Below are 18,612 nucleotides of genomic sequence, written 5' to 3'. Positions count from 1 at the left end.
ATGACATGCACTTCGGCTACTGGACACCCATTTACGGCGGCTTCCTACGTAACCTCGGCGACGAGCAGATGCCCGCAACGTGGGAGTACGTCAAGAAGCTCTCACAGCTCGCCGACCGCCTCGGCTATCACACAACGCTCGTACCTGAACTCTATCTCAACGATCGCAAAGGAATCGAAGCCCCAAGCCTCGAGGCTTGGTCACTCTCGTCGGCTGTTCTGGCTGTCACAGAACAACTTCGGGTCATGACGGCCGTGCGCCCGGGATTCCACCTGCCGGCGGTGACGGCCAAGGAATCCGCGACGATCACCGACATCGCCGGAACAACCGAACTCGGCGACGCCCGGTTCGCTCTCAATGTCGTTGCAGCCTGGTGGGAAGAGGAGGCACGTCAGTACGGCGGCGCCTTCACGCGCCACGACGATCGGTACCGCCAAGCCACCGAATTCGTCGACATTCTCCGTGGTCTGTGGAAACACACGCCCTTCAGCTATCAAGGAGAGCACTTCTCGGTGCGTGATTCGATCCTGTCCCCCAAACCCGGCATTCGTCCCCCGATCTTCGCAGGTGGTGAGAGCGAGAGCGGCCGAGAATCCATCGCAAGCTTCTCCGACTCCTACGTCCTGCACGGCGGGACCGTCGATGAGGTCCGCACGAAGATCGCGGACATGAACGCCCGATCACAGCGAATCCACCAGCGAGACATGGCCGAATTCGGCATGTCCACCTACATCATCGTCCGCGACACCGAAACCGAGGCACGCGCCGAACTCGAGCGCATCACCACAGTCGATCCCGATTCACCTGGCTACGCGTCTTTCGAAGAGTTCGTCGCGAACTCCGAACTCGACGTCGAGGTGTCCAGACGCGAGTATTCCGTCGGCACCCGCGGACTACGCCCGGACCTCGTCGGCACCCCGGAACAGGTTGCCGAGAAGATCCGCGCATACCAGGACGCCGGCCTGACCCTTCTCCTGATTCAAACTTCCCCAGCCCACGAAGAACTCGAGCGCATAGCGACGCAGGTCTTTCCATTGGTCCCTGAACTGAAGCAGTCACTGTCCGTGTGATCCTGCAACGCGAAGGGCGTCTACTCGCAGTGTGCGAGTAGACGCCCTTTCGTCTTTGTCAGCGCGGTGAGGGTCCGGTGACCAACGGCAGATCAGAATTTCCTGCCCACGCCGTCAGTGACCCGTCATAGACTCCGACGTCTTCACGGCCGGCCAAGGCCAGAGCGTGCGCAACTCCGGTGGCTGCGATGCCGCCGCCGCAATAGGTGACAACCTTCTTGGTCGTATCGAGGAGTCCTGCCGCGTCGAAAAGGGCTCGCAGATCCTCAACCGAGCGAAGCTCGCCTGTTTCCTGGTCACGCACCTCGAAGACAGGAAGATTCACGCTGCCCGGGATGTGGCCGGGACGGGCGTACGTGCTGGTTTCACCTCGGTACGTGGCCGGATCGAGCACGTTGACCAGGATGGTGTCGGAGTCGTCGAGTGCCGCGGCCACCTCCTCGGTCGAACGCAACAACTCCGGCCTACGGACGCCGGTGAACGTGCGAACAGTCGCGGTTGACTCGGTGTCCGTCACGGGCAGTCCCGCAGCCTGCCACGCACGCAAGCCGCCGTCGAGAACCGCCACCGAATCGAAACCTTCGAGACGGAGGTGCCACCACAGGCGAGTAGCCCAGAAGCCGTCGTGCTGGTCGTACACCACCACAGTTGCGCCGTCACCGATGCCGAGGGCACCGGCTGCCGCGGAAAATCGTTCCGAACTCGGGACGGTCCACGCGTCACTGCTGTCCGGATCAGCAAAGTCGGTCAACAGGTCAGCAAACAGCGCACCCTCGATATGGGCGGTCCGGTACGAGGCGCCGCCGGACTCAGGAATGTACGGACCGTCGGTGGGAACCGGCAGATGGGTGGTTGCATCCACCACGACCAGGTTCTGATCGACGATGCGACTTTTCAGCCACGCGACATCGACAAGGGCAGGCAGGTTTTGAGTAGTCATCAGTTCCTCGGGGTAAGAAGTGGTCGACTTCCTTTGTCACGCTAGCCAATTTGACGACGCACGCCACCGAGACGCTCGCTACTGACATAAAACCTTGACAGGGATACCGACGATTACGCCGCCACAGGTGTACTACGCCATCGTCTGGCCCATGTCGATGACGATCTTCGTCCCGGTGACCGCCCTTGAGAGATCTGTCGCGAGATAGACCACGGCGTTGGAGATGTCCTCGACGGTGGTGCGCGGGACGGACGTGAGCGGCCACTTGTACGAGTTCATGTACTCCGGATGAGCGGTGAGTACCTTACCGACGTTGGGATCGTTGCCCATCTCGGTCTCCACCGCGCCGGGGTGGATGCTGTTGACTCGAATGTCGAAGCCGCCCAATTCCGTTGCCGCGGTGCGTGCCAAACCAACGAGGCCGTGCTTGGCCGCCGAGTAGTGCGCGCAGCCGGGCGCTTCGGCAACGCCGGCGGCACTGCTCACAATCACGATGGAACCGCCGTTGCCGGCTTCGATCATTGCAGGAACTGCGGCTGCCATCGTGCGCCAGACACCATTGAGATTGATGTCCACCAGCGTCGACCACTGCTCTTCCGGCATCTCCCAGAAACGGTTCCACGTTGCGATGCCCGCATTGGCGATCACGACGTCGAGGCGACCGAACCTGTCGACGCCCGACGCCACCGCCGCCCGCAGCGCCTCGAGGTCGCGGACGTCCGCTACAGCGGTGACGATCTCGCGCCCCTCCGCTCGTACGAGACGAGCCGTTTCTTCGAGGTCGGCTTCAGTCGCGGCCGCGTAACCCACGTCTTCGGACACCGACGCGCACACGTCGACAGCGATGACGTGTGCACCTTCCTGCGCGAGTCGGATCGCGTGATTGCGTCCCTGACCCCGCGCTGCACCGGTGATGAAAACGACCTTGCCTGCCAAGAGTTGTGTCATGGCCGGGACGTTAGACGCTGATGTAGCCAGTTGCCTCCGCGTTCCCGCTCGACGGGAATCAGTCCTCCACGATGACGACGTGAAGATTCCTCGGACCATGGACACCTTCGACGCGTTCGAGTTCGATGTCGGAGGTCGCCGACGGGCCGCTGATCATGGTGGTGGGGCGCTCCGGCGTCAACTTCGCAATCGCCTCCGGCACTCCCACTTCCACACTGCTGCGATACAGGACGCAGATGTGTGTGTCCGGTACCAGCGTCAACGCACGGCGGCCCTGCGATGGACCGGCGTCGAGGAAGATGGTGCCGGTTTCGGCGCAGGAGACCTTCGAGCCGGTGACAACGGCGTCGAGGTTCTCGAGTTCAGGAGCCGGTACGTCAGGGCGGTCCACCACCAGCGTTCCGTCGAATCCGGCTACCCACGATCGGTCGAGGCCGGCGGGGATTCCCAATGTGCGTAGCCCCTGTGCCGTCAGTATCGAGGTGACGACCTCGGCGATTTCTGTTGCAGCGCAATGGTGAACGTGCGCCTTGTAGTCCACCAAACGGTCGACGAACAAATCGATGAGTTCCCCGTCGGACATGGTTCTGCCAGTCCGGTAGTTTCGCGGTATCTCGCTCTCACGGGCGGGCGCCAAGGTGATGGCATCACGAATGCGTCCGAGTACCAACTCGCGTGAATTCATCTGTCTGCCTTCCCGTCGCGACTAGCCTCGTCCAATGCCGCGCGGCCTTCGTCGGAGTCCCACCAGGATCGGAAGGTCTGCTTGGGTGGTGCGGGAATGTCTCTGGCAGCTGTCCAACCGTTCAGTGGGGGTGGCAAGGTGGAGATCTTCCCCTTCTTACCGGCCACGACGCGTCCGATCCCGGCGGCTTTCTGCGCGAGGGTCCATCGGCCCTCGGTCGACATCGCAATAGAGGCGGCTTTCATCGCCAAAGACTCTGCCGTGACACCGGATTGCTCGACCTTCTGGTGGCGCAATTCGACCAGAAGAGACGGTATGTCGATCTTGACCGGGCAGGCGTCGAAGCACGCACCGCACAGACTCGAGGCAAAAGGAAGCGTCGAGTTGGGATCGTCTTTGCCATGCATGCCCGCGAGCTGCGGAGTCAGCACCGCGCCGATCGGCCCCGGATAGGTCGATCCGTAAGCGTGACCACCGGTGCGCTCGTAGACCGGGCACACGTTCAGGCACGCCGAGCACCGTATGCAACTCAGGGCTTCCCGCCCGATCTTGTCGGCAAGCGCGGCGGTCCGGCCGTTGTCGAGGAGGATCAGGTGGAACTCCTGTGGACCGTCGTCGGGCGTCACTCCGGTCCACATGGAGGTGTACGGGTTCATCCGCTCCCCCGTCGACGACCGCGGCAGCAATTGAAGGAAGACCTCCAGATCCTGATACGTCGGCAGAATCTTCTCGATGCCCATCACGGTGATCAGCGTTTTCGGCAGCGTCAGGCACATTCGCCCATTGCCCTCCGACTCCACGACGGTCAGTGTTCCCGTGTCCGCGATACCGAAGTTGGCGCCGGAGACTGCGACCGGCGTCGTCATGAACTTGTGGCGCAGGAATTTTCGTGCGGCTGCGGCGAGCTCGGCCGGATTCTCCCCGAGGTTCGGATCGACATCTGGCATCTCACGAAGGAATATCTCTCGAATCTCGGACCTGTTGCGATGGATGGCGGGAACCAGAATGTGCGACGGTTTGTCGTGGCCGAGCTGGACGATCAATTCCGCGAGATCGGTCTCGTAGGCGGTGATGCCCTGGGTTTCGAGATGCTCGTTGAGCCCGATCTCCTGCGTTGCCATCGACTTGACCTTGATGACCTCGTCGGTGCCGGTGGCCTTGACAAGTTCGGTAACAATGGCGTTGGCCTCGTTGGCATCCGCTGCCCAATGCACCTGCCCACCGCGCGCGATGACTGCAGCTTCGAACTGTTCGAGCAGTTCCGGCAACCGCGCCATGACGTCGGCTTTGATCGCCGAACCCGCGTCACGCAGCTCTTCCCAATCGGGAAGCTCGCCGGTCACGTTGATGCGCTTGGCACGGATGGTGTGCGTCGCCTTGCCGATATTGCGTCGCAGTTGCGCGTTGGCCAGCTCGTGATGTGCTGCGACCGGGAACTTCTCAGTACCTCGCAGGAATCCTGCACCTTCGGGTGACCTCGGCGGGAAGCTGGGCAGACCCAGCGTCACCGCGCTCATGCGTGCACCCGGCATTCCACCGACGCCAGAATCTCCGCGAGGTGAATGGTCTTGGCGCCCATCTGCAGTCGCGACATCCCGCCGCCGATGTGCATGAGGCAGGAGGAATCTCCGGAGCTGCAGAATTCGGCGCCGGTGTCCGCGACGTGGCGAATCTTGTCCGCCAGCATGGCCGTCGACGTTTCGGCATTCTTGATGGCGAACGTGCCACCGAAGCCGCAGCAGGAATCTGCTTCGGGGAGTTCGACCAGATCGATGTCGCGGACGTTGCGCAGCAACTGAAGTGGTTTGTCTCCCACCCTCAGCATGCGCAGTGAGTGACAGGTCGGGTGATAGGTGACCCGGTGCGGGAAGTACGCGCCCACATCGGTGACCTCGAGAACGTCCACGAGGAATTCGGAAAGCTCGTACGTCTTTGCCTTCACGGTCTGCACCTGTCCACACAGCGAGGCGGTGCCGTAACGCTCGGCGACGATCTCGTGTTGATGGCGGATCGAACCGACGCACGATCCCGACGGTGCGACAACGGCGTCGATCGACGTGTCACCGAAGGTGTCGGCGTAGTTCGCGACCAGCGGCAGCGCACCTGGCTGGTAGCCGGTGTTCACGTGCATCTGCCCGCAGCAGGTCTGCCCGGACGGAAATACGACGTCGTGCCCGAGACGGGTCAGCAGGAGGGCGGTGGCCTTGGCGGCGTCGGGAAACATCGTGTCCCCGATGCAGGTGGCGAACAGCGCTACGCGCATGTGGATCCCCGCAATCTGTCGGTGTGGTCTGACCACAGTAATACATCCCTGGACAGGCCACCCCATAAACGACGCCCACCCGGTTATGCTCTTGCCTCATGCCGACCGAGCCGGGCCCGCGAGCGTGGGAACAAGTACTGAGTCATCTCGAACGTCGGCTCGTTTCAGGCGAGGTCTCTCCAGGCCAGCGGCTTCCGGGAGAGAGAATTCTGGCGGCCGAACTGGGCGTCGGACGGTCATCGGTCCGCGAGGCCCTGCGCGTTATGGAAGCTCTCGGCCTGCTGAAAGCGCAGACGGGATCCGGCCCGACGTCCGGAGCGATGATCGTGGCCAAACCGACCGGCGGCATGACCATGCTGATGCGAATGCAGGTTGCAGCACAAGGGTTTCCGGTCTCGGACGTGGTGAAGACACGACTCGTGCTCGAATCCGAGGTGATGCAGTCCCTGGCATCGCGAACCCCGGCCCCTGACCTCAGCGCCGCTGTCGAACTGCTCGACTCGATGGACTACGCAGCTCTCTCGGCCGAGGAATTCCTGCTACTCGACGCGCAGTTCCACGTGGCGCTCGCCGACGCGGCGGGCAATCAGGTGATCGCAGCCATGATGACCGGCCTGCGCGAGTCCATCGAGTCCTACGTTCTCGCGGGCGTCCAGATCGACAGCTGGCCGAGTACCTGCACGCGTCTACGTCACGAACACCGAGGATTGATCGATGCGGTCAACGCGGGTGACGGCGAACTCGCACGTCAGCGCATAGTCGGCCACATCCGCGGTTACTACTCGGAAAGCGCTCACTCCAGCCGGTGACAGGGGGTGGTAATTGCACCTCCAGAAGTCGTGTACTGTTGGTTTCACACCGACGCGGGGTGGAGCAGCTCGGTAGCTCGCTGGGCTCATAACCCAGAGGTCGCAGGTTCAAATCCTGTCCCCGCTACAAAGAAGAGGCCCGTAGGTTGCGAAAGCGACCTACGGGCCTTTTGCTGTGCGCCTTTATTAACCGCCGGGGGTTAATAAAGGCGCACAGCCGTGGTTCACACCGCCACGTTGTGAAAATCGATCTCCGCGGCGAGCATGCCGGAGAACCACCGATCCAGGTCCTCGTCAGTGACGGACTCGGGCATGGCGTCGACTTCGCACGCCAATACCGCCACCTGGGACACGAACGGCGGAGCGACATGCATGTCCACCCAGTCCTGCAACGCCGGTTCGCGCTCTACCTTCACTGCCGCCGCCTCCCGGCACCACGACAGATACAGGGTTTCCGCGGCGTACATGCCCACCAGGGCTGCCGCCCTGCCCTCTTCGCGAGCCAGGGTCAAGGCATGGGTGGACAGCACGGCCGACTCCTCGACCAGAGCCGCTGCGTCCCCCTCGTAGGGGAAGCGGGAACGCAACTGCGCGAAATACTCGCGCTGTTCGCCGACCAGGTTGGACATCGACGTCACGTGGTCGAGCGCGTCGTCGAGCGTCGGGGATTCGGCGACCACCAACCCCAGCACCTTGACGGCCGTCAGTACGAATGCCTCTTCGATCACGAGGTACCGGCGAAATCCCTCATCACTCAACGTCCCGCCGATGGTGTCCTCGATGAATGGAACCGCCCGCGCGGCAGCGAGGTTGCTCTGCTGCCGCGCGAGCAGGTCTGAGGACCGACTCATTCGCCGGCGACCCAACTGATCAAGCCGTCGAACAGGTCGGTGTATCCGGGCCACTGCTCACAGAACTCCGGCGGAGCCCAGTGCGGAGAGCAGTCCGAGGTGAAGACGATCGACCGTCCGGCGCCGTATTCACCCGCAGCGACAAGCGGATCGCCGTTGATGGTGGCGGGAACCGCAGCACCGTCTTTTGCGACGACGCGGTTGTATCCCAGGAGCGCCGGCCACGAATCCCCGGCACCACCGAGAGCCGGGTGAGCAGCATCGACGACGGTGGGAACGATCCCGGCCGGTGTCTCGACGCGATCGTCCTCGGCCAGCATCGTCACAGGCAATACCTCGGCGATCGCGGTCTGCCGGAAAGCTGCTCGCGCCTGGAATCCGGAGAACGAGAGGTAGCCACCGATCATCATCAGCGAGCCACCCGCACCGACCCAGTCACGAAGCGCGACAAGGCGATCCTCGCCGGCGCGGAACTGGTCGAACACACCGGGAGCCAACTGCAGCGAGTTCGCTCCGATGTCGGAGAGAACGACGACGTCGAACTGGGACAATGCTTCTGCGGTGCCGGGGAACTGCGTCGGCACCAGGTGTGCGGGCATGTGTGTCACGTCGTGGCCACGTGAGGTGAGCGCATCCCGAAGCGGACCGACTCCCTCGACGTAGGAATGGACACTGAACTCGTCGACGCCCTTGACGTGCGTCGACGTCGTCATCCAGCTCTCGCCGGCAATCAGTACTCGTTTACCCATGACTGCTTCTGTTTCCTTTCGCGGCCTGCTCGAAGAGCGACCTCGGGTTGTCTCGCATCAGTGCGGACACTTGCTGGGGATCTACGCCTGCGCGCACCAACCGGGCGGCGAAGGCGAGTGGTACGTAGGAGAATCCGTTTCCGCCGTGCTTTCTGAGCATTGATTTGAGGAAGAGGTCGTGACTGAGCAAGAGTTGTGATGCGTGACCGGAGGTGACCAATCCGGCTACCGCACTGGCTGTTTCCGCCGGATGCGGAGAGAGACCCTCGCCGGGGAAATCGAAAGGCATCCCGATCATGTCGAACTCGAGAAAGACTCCGCGGTCGGCGAGCGATCGTTGGTAGTCGGCGTCGTGCCCCGACGGGTCCATGTGGCACAGAACTACGGCCTGCGGATCGACGCCCATCTCGTCGACCACGATGTCGACAACATGATGTCCGACGCGCTGCCACCCTGGAAGGTGGACGAACAGGGGCACGTCCACCTCACGCTGAGCGATGCACGCCGCACGCAAGGCCTTCGCCTCGTTCTGAGTGAAGAGCGGGGAGATACCGATCTCCCCGATCACTCCCGGAGCCAATTCCTTTGCCGGATCGAACTCCGCGACGAGCGAGCCCGCCAGATCGTCGACACCGAGTTCGTGAACCTCGACCGGATGGGTCGTCTCGAGGTACCAGCCAGAACCCATGATCACTCGCACGTCTGACGTGCGCGAGAACTCCGCCAGCTTCTCCGGCGCCCGGCCCAGTCCCGGCGGCGTCAGATCGACGATCGTCCGACCACCGAGGCGGGCGAAGTCCGCAAGGTCTTCCACCACGGCCGCTGCGTCGTCGACTCGACAATTGTCGAGACTGTAGTACGGATTGTCGTGAAGAAGCCAGGCATCCTCGACGCGTACCGGACCGGCCAACCGCTGCGCCACAACCGGATCCGGGGCCTCGGTGTACGCACCGGTGACGTCGTTGTGCAGATGTTCGTGTGGGAGAACCAGTCCGAGTTCCGAGCTGTCCACAGTTCCCGTGACGGTACGAACCTTGCTCATGAGCGTGCAGGCCCCGAGGGTGCAGACTGCAGGTGTCGCCACAGCGCACTCAGTGTGTGTCCGCGCATGTTGATCCAGATGGCCAGAAGCAGAACGACACCGGTGATGATCGGCGTCAGGAACGGGCTCACGCCGAGCAAGGTCAGCCCGTTGGCGATGATGCCGGTCAGGACGGCGCCGATGACGGTACCGATCACCGTGCCGCGACCGCCGAAGAGGTTGGTGCCACCGAGAACCACCGCGGTGATCACGGTGAGCTCGAATCCCGTTGCGGAGTTGGCCGATCCCGAGCCCAGTCGAGCCGCGATCAGCAGTCCCGCGATGCCGGCAGCCAGGCCGGTGAAGACGAGCGTCATCATGAGCACGCGACGCGTGTTGACGCCGGACCGTCGTACCGATTCGACGTTGGAGCCGATGCCGGTGACGTAACGTCCGAAACGCATGCGGTTGAGCGCAATTGCTCCGATGACCACGACGACGAGAGCAATCCAGGCGCTGGCGGAGAACCCGAGGAACTCCGCAGTTCCGAGCTTCGCGAAGTAGGTGTCGGCCGGGACCGGAACGGAGAACCCTTCGGTCCGGTACAGCGCGATACCGCGGATGACGGACATCGTCGCCAGAGTCACGATGAACGGCGGAATGCCCTGATAGGCGGCGAGCCACCCGTTGACCAGGCCCCAGGCCGCACCCATCACCGGGGCGGCGACGAAGACCAGGGACGAATCGACGCCGGCCTGGATCAGCTCGGCACTCATTGCCGCGACGAACGCGACGATCGCACCGACGGACAGGTCGATCTGACCGGCCGTGATCACGAAAGTCATTGCCACCGCGATGATCAGAACCGGAGCGATCTGGGTCGCCAAGTTCGACAGGTTCGTGAACGTCAGGAATGACGACGTGGTTGCCGAGAAGACGGCTGCGACAGCAACTGTCACCGCCAGCATCGCGAGCGTCGGTTTGTTGACGCTGTCCCACAAAGAGGGTTTCGCGGCGAGCTTGCGCTCGATCGGCGCCTGGGTCTTCTCGAGAGTGGTCATGCCGTGGCTCCCTGTGTTGCTGCCGATGTCCGTTGCGGCACCGGAGTTCGAGTGATGAGTCCGACGAGGGACTCGATGTTCAGGTCGCCGATCGGAACGTCGTCGACGCTCTGCCCCTCGTACATGACCGTGATTCGGTCACACACGCGGAACAGATCCTGCAAGCGGTGCGTCACGAGAATGACGCCCACCCCGGCCGCTGCCACGTCCGTGATCAGCTTGAGTACCGACTCGACCTCTGCGACGGCGAGCGCCGCGGTGGGCTCGTCGAGGATCAGTACGTCGGGTCGGAAGGAGACTGCGCGGGCGATCGCGACGGTTTGCCGCTGCCCGCCGGACAGTTGCCCGATCTCCTGGTAGGTCGATTTCACCTTGACATGCAGGTCGGCGAGAATGTGAGCCGCCTTCTCGTGCATGGCGTGCCGGTCGAGGAACGGACCTTTTCGCGGTTCTCTGCCGAGGAACAGGTTGCTGGCGACGTCGAGCGTGTCGCACAGAGCCAGATCCTGGTAGACGATTCCGATCTTCTTCTGCTGCGCGTCGAGCGGCGTCGAAAAGCGTACCGGTTCACCGTTGACACGCATTTCGCCGCCGTCGTGCTGAACTGCACCGGCGAGAATCTTCATCAGCGTGGACTTACCGGCGCCGTTGTCGCCGACCACTCCGAGTACTTCACCCTTCGCCAGCCGAAGGTCAACTCCTTGAAGGGACTTCACCGGTCCGTACGACTTGGTGATGCCCGAGAGTTCGATCAGTGGAGGTGCCATGATTACTTCTCCAAGTAGTACATGTAGTCGGCTACGTTCTCCGGGGTCACGATCTGGGTGGGGACGGGGATGTTCGCCGGAGCGCCGCGACCACAAGCCAGGTCGATTGCCGAATTCATTGCCTCGTGGCCGAATTCGAAGGTGTTCTGCTGGACCACGCCTTTAAGCCAGCCGGCTTTGAGTCCGCCTACCGCCTGATCCGAAAGATCCCAACCGACTGCTTCGATGCGATCCTGCGCCTTCTGACTGTTGACCGCCGCGACGAGTCCGATCAACGCCGGCTCACCGGTTGCGTAGACGTACTTCATGTCGCCACCGCCGGTCAGCAGGTTCTCCGCTGCAGTCTGCGCGTTCTCCTGAATGTTACGTCCGTCCACGACGGTGCCGACGGTCATTCCGCGGCCGGTCACGGTCTCCGTGAAGCCCTTCTGCCGCTCCAACTGGACAGTGCTGTTGAGCGCACCGACGATACCGACCGTTCCGGTGTTGTTCGCGACGTCGGCCAAGGTGTTTCCGATCTTGGCACCTCCCTCGGCATTTGCCGTACCGACCTGAGTCGACAGTGCCGGATCGTCGATGGTCGCGTCGACAGCGACGACGGGGATGCCCGCGTTCTTGGCCTTGACCACCGACGGCTTGATTCCGTCCGTGTCGATTGCATCGACGATGATCGCGTCGACTCCGGCGGCGATCAGATTGTCGAAGGCGTTGGCCTGCGCGACGGAATCGTCGTTGCCACTGATGATCTGCAGGTCGACGCCTGCCTTGTCCGCGACGTTTTTCGCGGCATTGTTGATCTGGTTGAAGTACAGCGCCTGAAGGTTGATGGTCACCAGACCGACCTTGAGCTTGCCGTTCGTCCCGTCACAGCTTTCGGCGACCCGGGTCGGCTGCGGGATGGACGAGCCACCCGATGCGTCCTTCGAGTCACTCGACGAAGCCGAGTCACAAGCGGTGAGCGTGAGCGCGACTGCAGCTCCCAGCGCCAGAGGCAATGCACGTTTCATCATCGAGTCTCCAAAAGGGTGTGAGGGGTCAATGTTGCTGTGAAGCTGTCCAATTCATCTCGGGTGGGGCATCCGCGGGGGCCGGCGGTGGCGCACGCCAATGCAGCCGATGCCCCAGCGAGTCGTGCGGCGTCCACCGGTGAGCGCCCGGCGTCGACAAAAGCGATGTACGTACCGCCGAAGCAATCACCGGCCCCGACTGCATCGACGACGTCGACCACTACTGCCGGTTCGCTCGTCACCTCGCCGTCCGGTGTGGCCAGTGTCCAACCTCGCGAGCCGTCGGTCACCAGCAGGTGGGTGTTGTGCTCGGCGGCCAGCGTCTGCCACTGATCGAAAGCGATTCCGAACTCGCCTTCCCACAGGGCACGCCCTACCACGACGTGGTCGGCGAGCGCGAACGCGCGCAGCGCCGCGGCCTTGTTTTCACAGCCGTCCAGATCGATTACCAGACTTACGCTTCCCGGCAGTACGTCAGGCAGAAACTCTGTCCGGTATCCGTCGAGGAACAGCCGTCCACCGCCGGCAGCGGCCAAGCGAGTGACCACAACACCGATGCGTTCGGCATCGTTCGGGTCGTCCTGGCTGATGATGGAGCGATCGCCGTCCTGCGCGATGAGAACTACTGCCGTCGACAGGAACGCATCTCGCGGCGACCAACTGGTATCGACGCCATCTGCCTCGAGGGCTTCGAGAAACTCGGTGGACCGCGCGTCCGGGCCCACGGCACCGGCAAAGATCACCTGCGCGCCCATTCTGGCCGCGGATACCGCAGCATTTGCATTCATTCCACCGTCGATCTGACTGATGGCCGTTGCCTGAACGCGCTCCCCGAGTACCGGTACGTGTGGGACATGTACCGTCACATCGTTGTTGGCGTATCCACAAAAGACAATCATGGCTACTTTCCTGCGGCCCGGGACAGTTCGCGGACCTTCTCGCCTGCGACCCGTCCCCACCAGCGTCCATTGTCCTTCACCGAGGATGCAACTATCGCGCCGTCGCATTCCTTCATCAGCGCTGCGACATTGGCAGCCGTGATGCCGGATCCGATGATCACCGGAAGAACGGTGTTGTCTCGGATCACGGAAACCTCGTCGACCGAAGCGGCGTCACCGGTGCGCGAACCCGTCGCGATCAGGACGTCCGCGTCGAAGAACTCGGCGTCTTCGGTCTGTTCCGCGACGGTGCGGTCCGCGACGATGGCATGCGCACCGTGCTTGACGTGCACGTCAGCGAAGATCCGGACCGGGTCGGCGCCGATGCGATGACGGAAGCGCGTCGTCTTGGCAGCCTGACCCTCGATGAAACCCTCGTTGGCAATGTAGGCATTGGCCCACTGATTGACGCGCACAAAACTCGCGCCTGCCGCCCACGCTGCGGCCACTCCGCACTCGCCGGCGTTGGACAGGATGCTGACGCCGACGGCCTTGCCGAACTCGCCGACCACCGCTGCCGTGATGACTCCCATGCTGGCGGCGGTTTCGTACCCGTGTTCGCCGGGCTTGAGGAACGGTATGTCCCAGTGATTTTCGACGATCACGCCGTCGAAACCGTTGTCGATGTACGCGTGTGCTTCCTCCACGGCGAAGCGGGCAATCTCCGAAACCGGCTGCCCGGTGTAGTGCGGGCTGCCCGGCAGGGCTGGGAGGTGAATGGCCCCGATGAGAGAAGGCGTGCCGGTGAACATCTCTGCCAACGCCGAGGGCTTGGGCGGAAAGACTCCGAGCGGTGATGCGGTCACTTCAGCTACCCCATTCCATGCGCAAGATTTGCGCTGTATGTCCATGCACAAGATCTGCACACGATGTAATCGATTGCCTTGATGAATTAGCAGGTTATGCGATCAACACCGGGTTATGTCAAGGTTTTCACAATTCGAATTTGTAAACGATTGCCTCAATCGCGTTACATGCGGGACACTGGACCGTGCGGTTCGATAACCTCGGACCCGAATCGAGCAGAAAACGGGGGACGCATGCGCAAGGCGACCATTCGCGATGTCGCGGAACTGGCCGGGGTGTCGACTGCCACCGTCTCGCGGGCACTGTCCGGCTCCCGGCCTGTCTCGGACGAGCTTGCGGCGACGATCAAACGAGCCGCGGATTCTCTCGGATACTCGGGAAACATCATCGCCAGCTCACTGCGTCGTAATCGGACGGACACTGTCGGAATGGTGGTTCCGAGTATCGCGAACCCCTTCTTCACCTCGCTGGTGGTCAACGTCGAACACGTCCTCGCTCAGCGCGGACTACAACTGTTCCTGTGCGATTCTCGTTCCGACCCCGACGTGGAAGCGCAGCGGCTCAAGTCGCTCGTCTCCCGGCAAGTCGACGGAATCATCATCAGCCCGTGCCACGGCGAATTGAGTTCCGAAGCAGTCCGAGCCAGCGCGGCAACGCTTCCGGTCGTTCAACTCGACCGGTTTGCCATGGATACCCAGACGGACTGGGTCGGTGTCGACGACGACGCCGCTCAATCCCTGGTGATGGAGCATCTGTCGGAGCGTGGCGCGCGATCGGCCGCCTTCATCAGTTCCGAGCTGACCAATTCGTCAACAGAACTTCGCCGGGCCGGCTTCTTCCGCCACGCGGATCGAATGGGGATCGAAACTCGTGACGAGTGGACACAACTCGGCGAGTACTCGATCGAGTGGGGGCGCACGGCTTCCAACACCATCCTGACCGGCAGAACTCGTCCCGACGCTCTGGTCTGCGCCGACGACTTGATCGCACTCGGCGTGTTGCAGACCTGCCACTCATTGGGCATCGACGTTCCCGGCGACGTTCTGGTCACGGGTTTCGACAACATTCCCTTCTCCGAGTTGTGCAACCCTCCGTTGACCACCGTCGGGCAGCCGCAGGAGAGAATCGCGGAAGAAGCTGTGCGACTTCTGGATCAGGCGATGAACAACTCTTCCGAGTCGACAGCCCACATTGCGCTTGCTCCTGAACTGATTGTCCGTCAGTCCACCGTCGGCCAAGCAGCGGCAACCGCACCGTAGGCCGCAATCGCATCGTCCAGTTCGGACACCTTGACGCTTTCGTTCGCCGCATGCATCAACGAGGGAGTGCCAGGGCCCCAGATCACGACGGGAGCTCCGGGGGCGGCCGCGGCCAGTACCGAAGCATCGGTGAAGTACGAAACCGGTTCGGTTGCAACGGGGAACGGCAGGGTGGCCAACCACGAGTCCGATGCGTCGGTACGCACACCTCCCAGGTGAATCGACGTCTCCACCGAGTCGACTTCCGGTTGGGCGCGCCACCAAGCGAGCAGGTCGGTTCCGTCTCCCACCGTGCGATGATCGATCACCGCATGGGCACTGTCCGGCACGATGTTCGGAGCCGAACCCCCACCGACCAAGCCGAGGTTCCAGGTTTCTGCGCCCAGAAACGCGTCGGACGACAGCGGAAGCTCACGTCGAGCTCGGTCGACGACGTCGAGCAGTTTGAGGACGGCGTTTGTTCCGCGCTGCGGCGTACTCCCGTGCGCGGCTTTCCCTTTGACGGACACGCCGAGCCACAGTGCACCGCGGTGCCCGAGGTTGATCTGATTTCCTGTCGCCTCGGGAACGATGACGGCCCCGACCTCGAGATTCGCTACGGCGTCGGCCGAACGAACGGCCCCGAGCGACCCGATTTCCTCGTCGCTCGTCAGCAGTAGTGCGACCGGGACTCCACGTTCGAAGGCGTCGACAACCGCGGCAGTAGCGGCGACAAGGCCGGCTTTCATGTCCGATGTCCCTCTGCCGAGGAACAATTCACCGTCGACCTGCGCGGCATACGGGTCGAATTCCCAGTCCGAGACGGTGCCCACCGGCACCGTGTCGACGTGGCAGGCGAACAACAGTCTTGCCGCCGAGGGTGCTGCTTCGTTGGTGATCAAGGCCCAGGGATGATTGCCGGTCAGGTCTGACTCCACCTTCGCCTGTGGCACATGTGAGAGAACCAACGAGACAATCGAATCCATCGCCCGTCGTTGAGGAGCGGCCTCCCCCGAGACCGTGTCGAGAGCTACCAGTTCCGAGAGAAGTCCGAGGGAATCCATGCACCCATTCTTGCACTGCCACGGATTCAGTGCGCTGCCAGCTGGGCGATGACAACGTAATTATCGTCGGTCGACTCTCCTTCGACCACATCACAATTGGCGAGGATCAACCGCCCGGGAACCGATTCACGCAACTCGTGAGTGCCCAGCAGCGAACCTTTGTGCAGCGGCCCGACGGTTTCGACCTCGTACTCGAGCACCCCGTTCGGTGTGCTCAGCAGGACGTGATCTCCTGGCTCCACCACCCGGAGCGCCCGGAACGGTGCTTCGCGAGTGGTGAAGTTGTGGCCGACGACAACAACGGTCTGTGTGGTCGACGTTCCCGGCATTCCGCTCTCACCCCACCACACCGGCAGCTCGTCGACCGGATTCAGCTGCTGCCCACTCTCGCCGCCGCGCACCAGTTTCTCCGAGTGCAACGGACTGCTCAGGTACGTGACCCCGGACGCAGACCTCAACTCGATCCGCTCAGGTTCTGCCGGATCGACGGTCACCGAAGCCGGTGCAGCCGCGATGTGCGACTGCACCGGCGAGCGATCGGGTAGCGATCCCGCGTTCTCGCCCGAACATCCGGAAACGAGGAGTGCGAGGATCGCTACCGCCGAGAGGCCGGCGCTACGCAGACGTGTTGCCCGTACCGTCATGACGCTTGCGACGAACAACCACCGTCGTAGCTGCTGCGGCGGCAGCGCCTACGACTCCGACGCCGATCAGTACAGCCGGCAGGTTGGAGCTGCTGCTACCGCTGGTGCTGCTTGCAGTGTCGCCGAGAGCAAGGTCTACCGGGGGCAGGCCTCCGGCGAGCGCCGGATCGCCGTCGGCATCGGTGACGTAGTAGTCGACGACGTCGAAGGCTCCCTTGTTGTTGTAGTAGCCGACCAGCTTGACGCCGGTCTTGTTCACTACAGCGGTGGTCTCGTCGACCTTCGTGACTCCGGAGCCGTCGTCGGTGTGCTCACCGATGATCACCTCACCGCCGACGCCTGTTCCGTTGTCGATCTCCTTCTCGCCCTTTGCCTTGAGCTCGTCGACGATCTTCTGCGCTGCATCCGCTTCGGCCTTTGCTGCGGCCGCGGCGGCCTGAGCTTCCTTGGCCTTTGCTGCTGCGGCGTCGGCTGCGGCCTTCGCGTCTTCGGCGGCTAGGTAGAGATCCTGCGCCTTCTTGCTCGCCGCCTCGGCAGCTTCGGCCTTCTTGGCGGCTTCGGCGGCCTTTTCGTCGGCGATGGCTCGCTTGTCGGTGGCAGCCTCGCCCGCAGCATCGGCCTCGGCCTGTGCCGACTCCGCGGCCTTCTGTGCAGCCTCGGCGTCCTTCAATGCGGAAGCTGCGGTGGCTGCCGCTTCATCAGCAGCCTTACGGGCGGCGGTGGCAGCTTCTGCCTCGGTTGCTGCTGCGGACTCGGCTGCCTTGGCCGTGGTTTCAGCGGCGGTGGCCACCTTCTGAGTTTCCTTGACGGTGATCGCGAGTTGCTTGGCATTCCACGCTGCGGCCAGCGCCTGAGCCTTGGCGACGGCTGCCTTCGCGAAATCCCAGTTCTTGAAGGCTTCCTCGGCCTCCTTGTTCTTGTCCGCAACCAGCTTGGCGTTTGCATCCGCGGCGGCCTTCGCCTCGTCGGCCTTGGCCTGCAGAGCATTAGCCTCGGCGCGCGCCTTTGCGGCCTCTTCGGTCTTGGGCCCCGAACCGGCGGCCTTCGCAGCCTCCTCGAGTTCCGCAGCCTTGGCTGCGGCAGCGTCTGCTTCTGCCTGAGCTGTTTTTGCTACCTCTTTCGCATCGGCCGCAGCGGACTCCGCAACCTTGGCCGCCTCTTCGGCTTCCTTGGCAGACTGTTCCGCGGCTCCAGCCTCCGCCTTGGCCTTGGTCGATTCGACCGCCGCCTTGGTTGCCTCGACGCTCGCCTGAGTCATTGCCTCGGTCGCCTTCACCGAAGTGTCTGTCGCTGCGGACGAGTCGACCCCCGCCGTCGCGGCTGCTTCGGCTGCCTTTGCTGCCGCGTCGGCTGCTGCTTTGGCTTTTGCTTCGGCTTCGGCCAGTGCTGCGGCGTCCGTACCTGCGGTTTCGACACTGCCCGCGCCCGCGACCCCGGCTTCAACCTTCTCGGGTGTGGTCTCGGTACTCGTCGCCGGGTCGGCGTCGGTGGTGGCAGCTGCCTCTTCCTCGGCGCAGGTCACCAGCGGATCAGCGCTCGGAGTACACACGGTTTCCGGCTCTGCCGATGCAATTCCCGTGCCGCCCACCGCCAATCCGAGAGCTAGTACGGCACCGGCGGCCGCAGAGCGGACCCTCCGAGAATGGGCGATGGACTTCTCCGACATAGCGCTCAACCTTTCGGCCTTCTTTACGAAGACGGCAATTCCGGCGTGGACAGCCTTTACTTCGTCAGCTGAACCCCAGACGTT

The 18,612-nt window shown here is 63.0% G+C and carries 19 protein-coding genes and 1 tRNA gene; 4 read left to right on the top strand and 16 right to left on the bottom strand.

The window, feature by feature from the left end:
* Positions 1-5 precede the first annotated feature (5 nt).
* Positions 6-1,070 (top strand): LLM class flavin-dependent oxidoreductase, encoded by a 1,065-nt coding sequence (locus tag G8767_RS00280; protein WP_166809007.1) that lies wholly within the window; start codon positions 6-8, stop codon positions 1,068-1,070.
* A gap of 58 nt (positions 1,071-1,128) precedes the next feature.
* Here the strand turns inward: G8767_RS00280 and G8767_RS00275 are convergent, their stop codons facing one another.
* From G8767_RS00275 to G8767_RS00255, 5 genes are all read right to left on the bottom strand, one after another.
* Complete coding sequence (locus G8767_RS00275) at positions 1,129-2,010, bottom strand: sulfurtransferase (RefSeq protein ID WP_166809006.1); 882 nt, start codon at positions 2,008-2,010, stop codon at positions 1,129-1,131.
* A 132-nt stretch (positions 2,011-2,142) separates the two neighbouring features.
* Positions 2,143-2,958: a mycofactocin-coupled SDR family oxidoreductase gene (locus G8767_RS00270; RefSeq protein ID WP_095972104.1), complete on the bottom strand. Its 816-nt coding sequence runs from the start codon at positions 2,956-2,958 to the stop codon at positions 2,143-2,145.
* Between the two features lie 58 nt (positions 2,959-3,016).
* On the bottom strand, positions 3,017-3,643 hold the full coding sequence (locus tag G8767_RS00265) for an LUD domain-containing protein (protein ID WP_166809005.1): 627 nt from the start codon (positions 3,641-3,643) through the stop codon (positions 3,017-3,019).
* Positions 3,640-5,160, bottom strand: coding sequence for a LutB/LldF family L-lactate oxidation iron-sulfur protein (locus G8767_RS00260; protein ID WP_166809004.1), 1,521 nt, complete (start codon positions 5,158-5,160; stop codon positions 3,640-3,642). Before G8767_RS00260 ends, G8767_RS00265 begins: the two co-directional genes overlap by 4 nt.
* Positions 5,157-5,906, bottom strand: a complete 750-nt coding sequence (locus G8767_RS00255; RefSeq protein ID WP_166809003.1) for a (Fe-S)-binding protein — start codon at positions 5,904-5,906, stop codon at positions 5,157-5,159. Before G8767_RS00255 ends, G8767_RS00260 begins: the two co-directional genes overlap by 4 nt.
* Before the next feature lie 98 nt (positions 5,907-6,004).
* Here G8767_RS00255 and G8767_RS00250 point away from each other — a divergent pair, with 98 nt between their 5' ends.
* On the top strand, positions 6,005-6,715 hold the full coding sequence (locus tag G8767_RS00250) for an FCD domain-containing protein (RefSeq protein ID WP_166809002.1): 711 nt from the start codon (positions 6,005-6,007) through the stop codon (positions 6,713-6,715).
* Between the two features lie 53 nt (positions 6,716-6,768).
* A tRNA-Met gene (locus G8767_RS00245) sits at positions 6,769-6,842 on the top strand.
* 97 nt (positions 6,843-6,939) lie between these two features.
* Here the strand turns inward: G8767_RS00245 and G8767_RS00240 are convergent.
* From G8767_RS00240 to G8767_RS00205, 8 genes are read right to left on the bottom strand one after another with little or no spacing between them, the layout of a single operon-like run.
* Positions 6,940-7,566: a TenA family protein gene (locus G8767_RS00240; protein ID WP_095972099.1), complete on the bottom strand. Its 627-nt coding sequence runs from the start codon at positions 7,564-7,566 to the stop codon at positions 6,940-6,942.
* Positions 7,563-8,315, bottom strand: a complete 753-nt coding sequence (locus tag G8767_RS00235) for a glutamine amidotransferase (protein WP_166809001.1) — start codon at positions 8,313-8,315, stop codon at positions 7,563-7,565. Before G8767_RS00235 ends, G8767_RS00240 begins: the two co-directional genes overlap by 4 nt.
* Positions 8,308-9,357, bottom strand: a complete 1,050-nt coding sequence (locus G8767_RS00230; RefSeq protein ID WP_166809000.1) for a phosphotriesterase — start codon at positions 9,355-9,357, stop codon at positions 8,308-8,310. The genes G8767_RS00235 and G8767_RS00230 overlap by 8 nt, the downstream gene beginning before the upstream one ends.
* Positions 9,354-10,397 carry an ABC transporter permease gene (locus G8767_RS00225; protein ID WP_003939698.1) on the bottom strand — a complete coding sequence of 348 codons (1,044 nt, stop codon included), beginning with the start codon at positions 10,395-10,397 and terminating at the stop codon, positions 9,354-9,356. Before G8767_RS00225 ends, G8767_RS00230 begins: the two co-directional genes overlap by 4 nt.
* Entirely contained in the window at positions 10,394-11,164 is a 771-nt protein-coding gene (locus tag G8767_RS00220) for an ATP-binding cassette domain-containing protein (RefSeq protein ID WP_003939830.1), read from the bottom strand. The genes G8767_RS00225 and G8767_RS00220 overlap by 4 nt, the downstream gene beginning before the upstream one ends.
* A 2-nt stretch (positions 11,165-11,166) precedes the next feature.
* Positions 11,167-12,174, bottom strand: coding sequence for a substrate-binding domain-containing protein (locus tag G8767_RS00215; protein ID WP_019745494.1), 1,008 nt, complete (start codon positions 12,172-12,174; stop codon positions 11,167-11,169).
* Positions 12,171-13,070, bottom strand: a complete 900-nt coding sequence (locus G8767_RS00210) for a carbohydrate kinase family protein (protein WP_166808999.1) — start codon at positions 13,068-13,070, stop codon at positions 12,171-12,173. Before G8767_RS00210 ends, G8767_RS00215 begins: the two co-directional genes overlap by 4 nt.
* Positions 13,071-13,072: 2 nt before the next feature.
* Complete coding sequence (locus G8767_RS00205) at positions 13,073-13,915, bottom strand: BtpA/SgcQ family protein (RefSeq protein ID WP_124569147.1); 843 nt, start codon at positions 13,913-13,915, stop codon at positions 13,073-13,075.
* 234 nt (positions 13,916-14,149) lie between these two features.
* Between G8767_RS00205 and G8767_RS00200 the strand changes: the two genes are divergently transcribed.
* Entirely contained in the window at positions 14,150-15,175 is a 1,026-nt protein-coding gene (locus G8767_RS00200) for a LacI family DNA-binding transcriptional regulator (protein WP_095972094.1), read from the top strand.
* Here the strand turns inward: G8767_RS00200 and G8767_RS00195 are convergent.
* The 3 genes from G8767_RS00195 to G8767_RS00185 are packed head-to-tail and all read right to left on the bottom strand — an operon-like array spanning position 15,136 to position 18,528.
* Positions 15,136-16,218, bottom strand: a complete 1,083-nt coding sequence (locus G8767_RS00195; protein WP_166808998.1) for a M20/M25/M40 family metallo-hydrolase — start codon at positions 16,216-16,218, stop codon at positions 15,136-15,138. The two genes, G8767_RS00200 and G8767_RS00195, sit on opposite strands and share 40 nt — an antisense overlap.
* A 26-nt stretch (positions 16,219-16,244) precedes the next feature.
* A complete protein-coding gene (locus G8767_RS00190) occupies positions 16,245-16,862 on the bottom strand; it encodes a sortase (RefSeq protein ID WP_166808997.1) in 618 nt (205 codons plus the stop codon).
* On the bottom strand, positions 16,834-18,528 hold the full coding sequence (locus G8767_RS00185; protein ID WP_166808996.1) for a hypothetical protein: 1,695 nt from the start codon (positions 18,526-18,528) through the stop codon (positions 16,834-16,836). Before G8767_RS00185 ends, G8767_RS00190 begins: the two co-directional genes overlap by 29 nt.
* Between the last annotated feature and the right edge of the window lie 84 nt (positions 18,529-18,612).

This window comes from Rhodococcus sp. IC4_135 (assembly GCF_011602025.1).
In the GTDB taxonomy this organism is placed as follows: domain Bacteria; phylum Actinomycetota; class Actinomycetes; order Mycobacteriales; family Mycobacteriaceae; genus Rhodococcus_F; species Rhodococcus_F baikonurensis.
The sequence above is the reverse complement of the archived record's forward strand: the minus strand, read 5'-3'. Positions and strand labels throughout refer to the sequence as shown.

Bases quoted from the DNA above. Each gene is read 5' to 3' on its own strand.
- G8767_RS00280 (WP_166809007.1), top strand. From the start codon at position 6: ATGCACTTCGGCTACTGGACACCCATTTACGGCGGCTTCCTACGTAAC.
- G8767_RS00275 (WP_166809006.1), bottom strand. From the start codon at position 2,010: ATGACTACTCAAAACCTGCCTGCCCTTGTCGATGTCGCGTGGCTGAAA.
- G8767_RS00270 (WP_095972104.1), bottom strand. From the start codon at position 2,958: ATGACACAACTCTTGGCAGGCAAGGTCGTTTTCATCACCGGTGCAGCG.
- G8767_RS00265 (WP_166809005.1), bottom strand. From the start codon at position 3,643: ATGAATTCACGCGAGTTGGTACTCGGACGCATTCGTGATGCCATCACC.
- G8767_RS00260 (WP_166809004.1), bottom strand. From the start codon at position 5,160: ATGAGCGCGGTGACGCTGGGTCTGCCCAGCTTCCCGCCGAGGTCACCC.
- G8767_RS00255 (WP_166809003.1), bottom strand. From the start codon at position 5,906: ATGCGCGTAGCGCTGTTCGCCACCTGCATCGGGGACACGATGTTTCCC.
- G8767_RS00250 (WP_166809002.1), top strand. From the start codon at position 6,005: ATGCCGACCGAGCCGGGCCCGCGAGCGTGGGAACAAGTACTGAGTCAT.
- G8767_RS00240 (WP_095972099.1), bottom strand. From the start codon at position 7,566: ATGAGTCGGTCCTCAGACCTGCTCGCGCGGCAGCAGAGCAACCTCGCT.
- G8767_RS00235 (WP_166809001.1), bottom strand. From the start codon at position 8,315: ATGGGTAAACGAGTACTGATTGCCGGCGAGAGCTGGATGACGACGTCG.
- G8767_RS00230 (WP_166809000.1), bottom strand. From the start codon at position 9,357: ATGAGCAAGGTTCGTACCGTCACGGGAACTGTGGACAGCTCGGAACTC.
- G8767_RS00225 (WP_003939698.1), bottom strand. From the start codon at position 10,397: ATGACCACTCTCGAGAAGACCCAGGCGCCGATCGAGCGCAAGCTCGCC.
- G8767_RS00220 (WP_003939830.1), bottom strand. From the start codon at position 11,164: ATGGCACCTCCACTGATCGAACTCTCGGGCATCACCAAGTCGTACGGA.
- G8767_RS00215 (WP_019745494.1), bottom strand. From the start codon at position 12,174: ATGATGAAACGTGCATTGCCTCTGGCGCTGGGAGCTGCAGTCGCGCTC.
- G8767_RS00210 (WP_166808999.1), bottom strand. From the start codon at position 13,070: ATGATTGTCTTTTGTGGATACGCCAACAACGATGTGACGGTACATGTC.
- G8767_RS00200 (WP_095972094.1), top strand. From the start codon at position 14,150: ATGCGCAAGGCGACCATTCGCGATGTCGCGGAACTGGCCGGGGTGTCG.
- G8767_RS00195 (WP_166808998.1), bottom strand. From the start codon at position 16,218: ATGGATTCCCTCGGACTTCTCTCGGAACTGGTAGCTCTCGACACGGTC.
- G8767_RS00190 (WP_166808997.1), bottom strand. From the start codon at position 16,862: ATGACGGTACGGGCAACACGTCTGCGTAGCGCCGGCCTCTCGGCGGTA.
- G8767_RS00185 (WP_166808996.1), bottom strand. From the start codon at position 18,528: ATGTCGGAGAAGTCCATCGCCCATTCTCGGAGGGTCCGCTCTGCGGCC.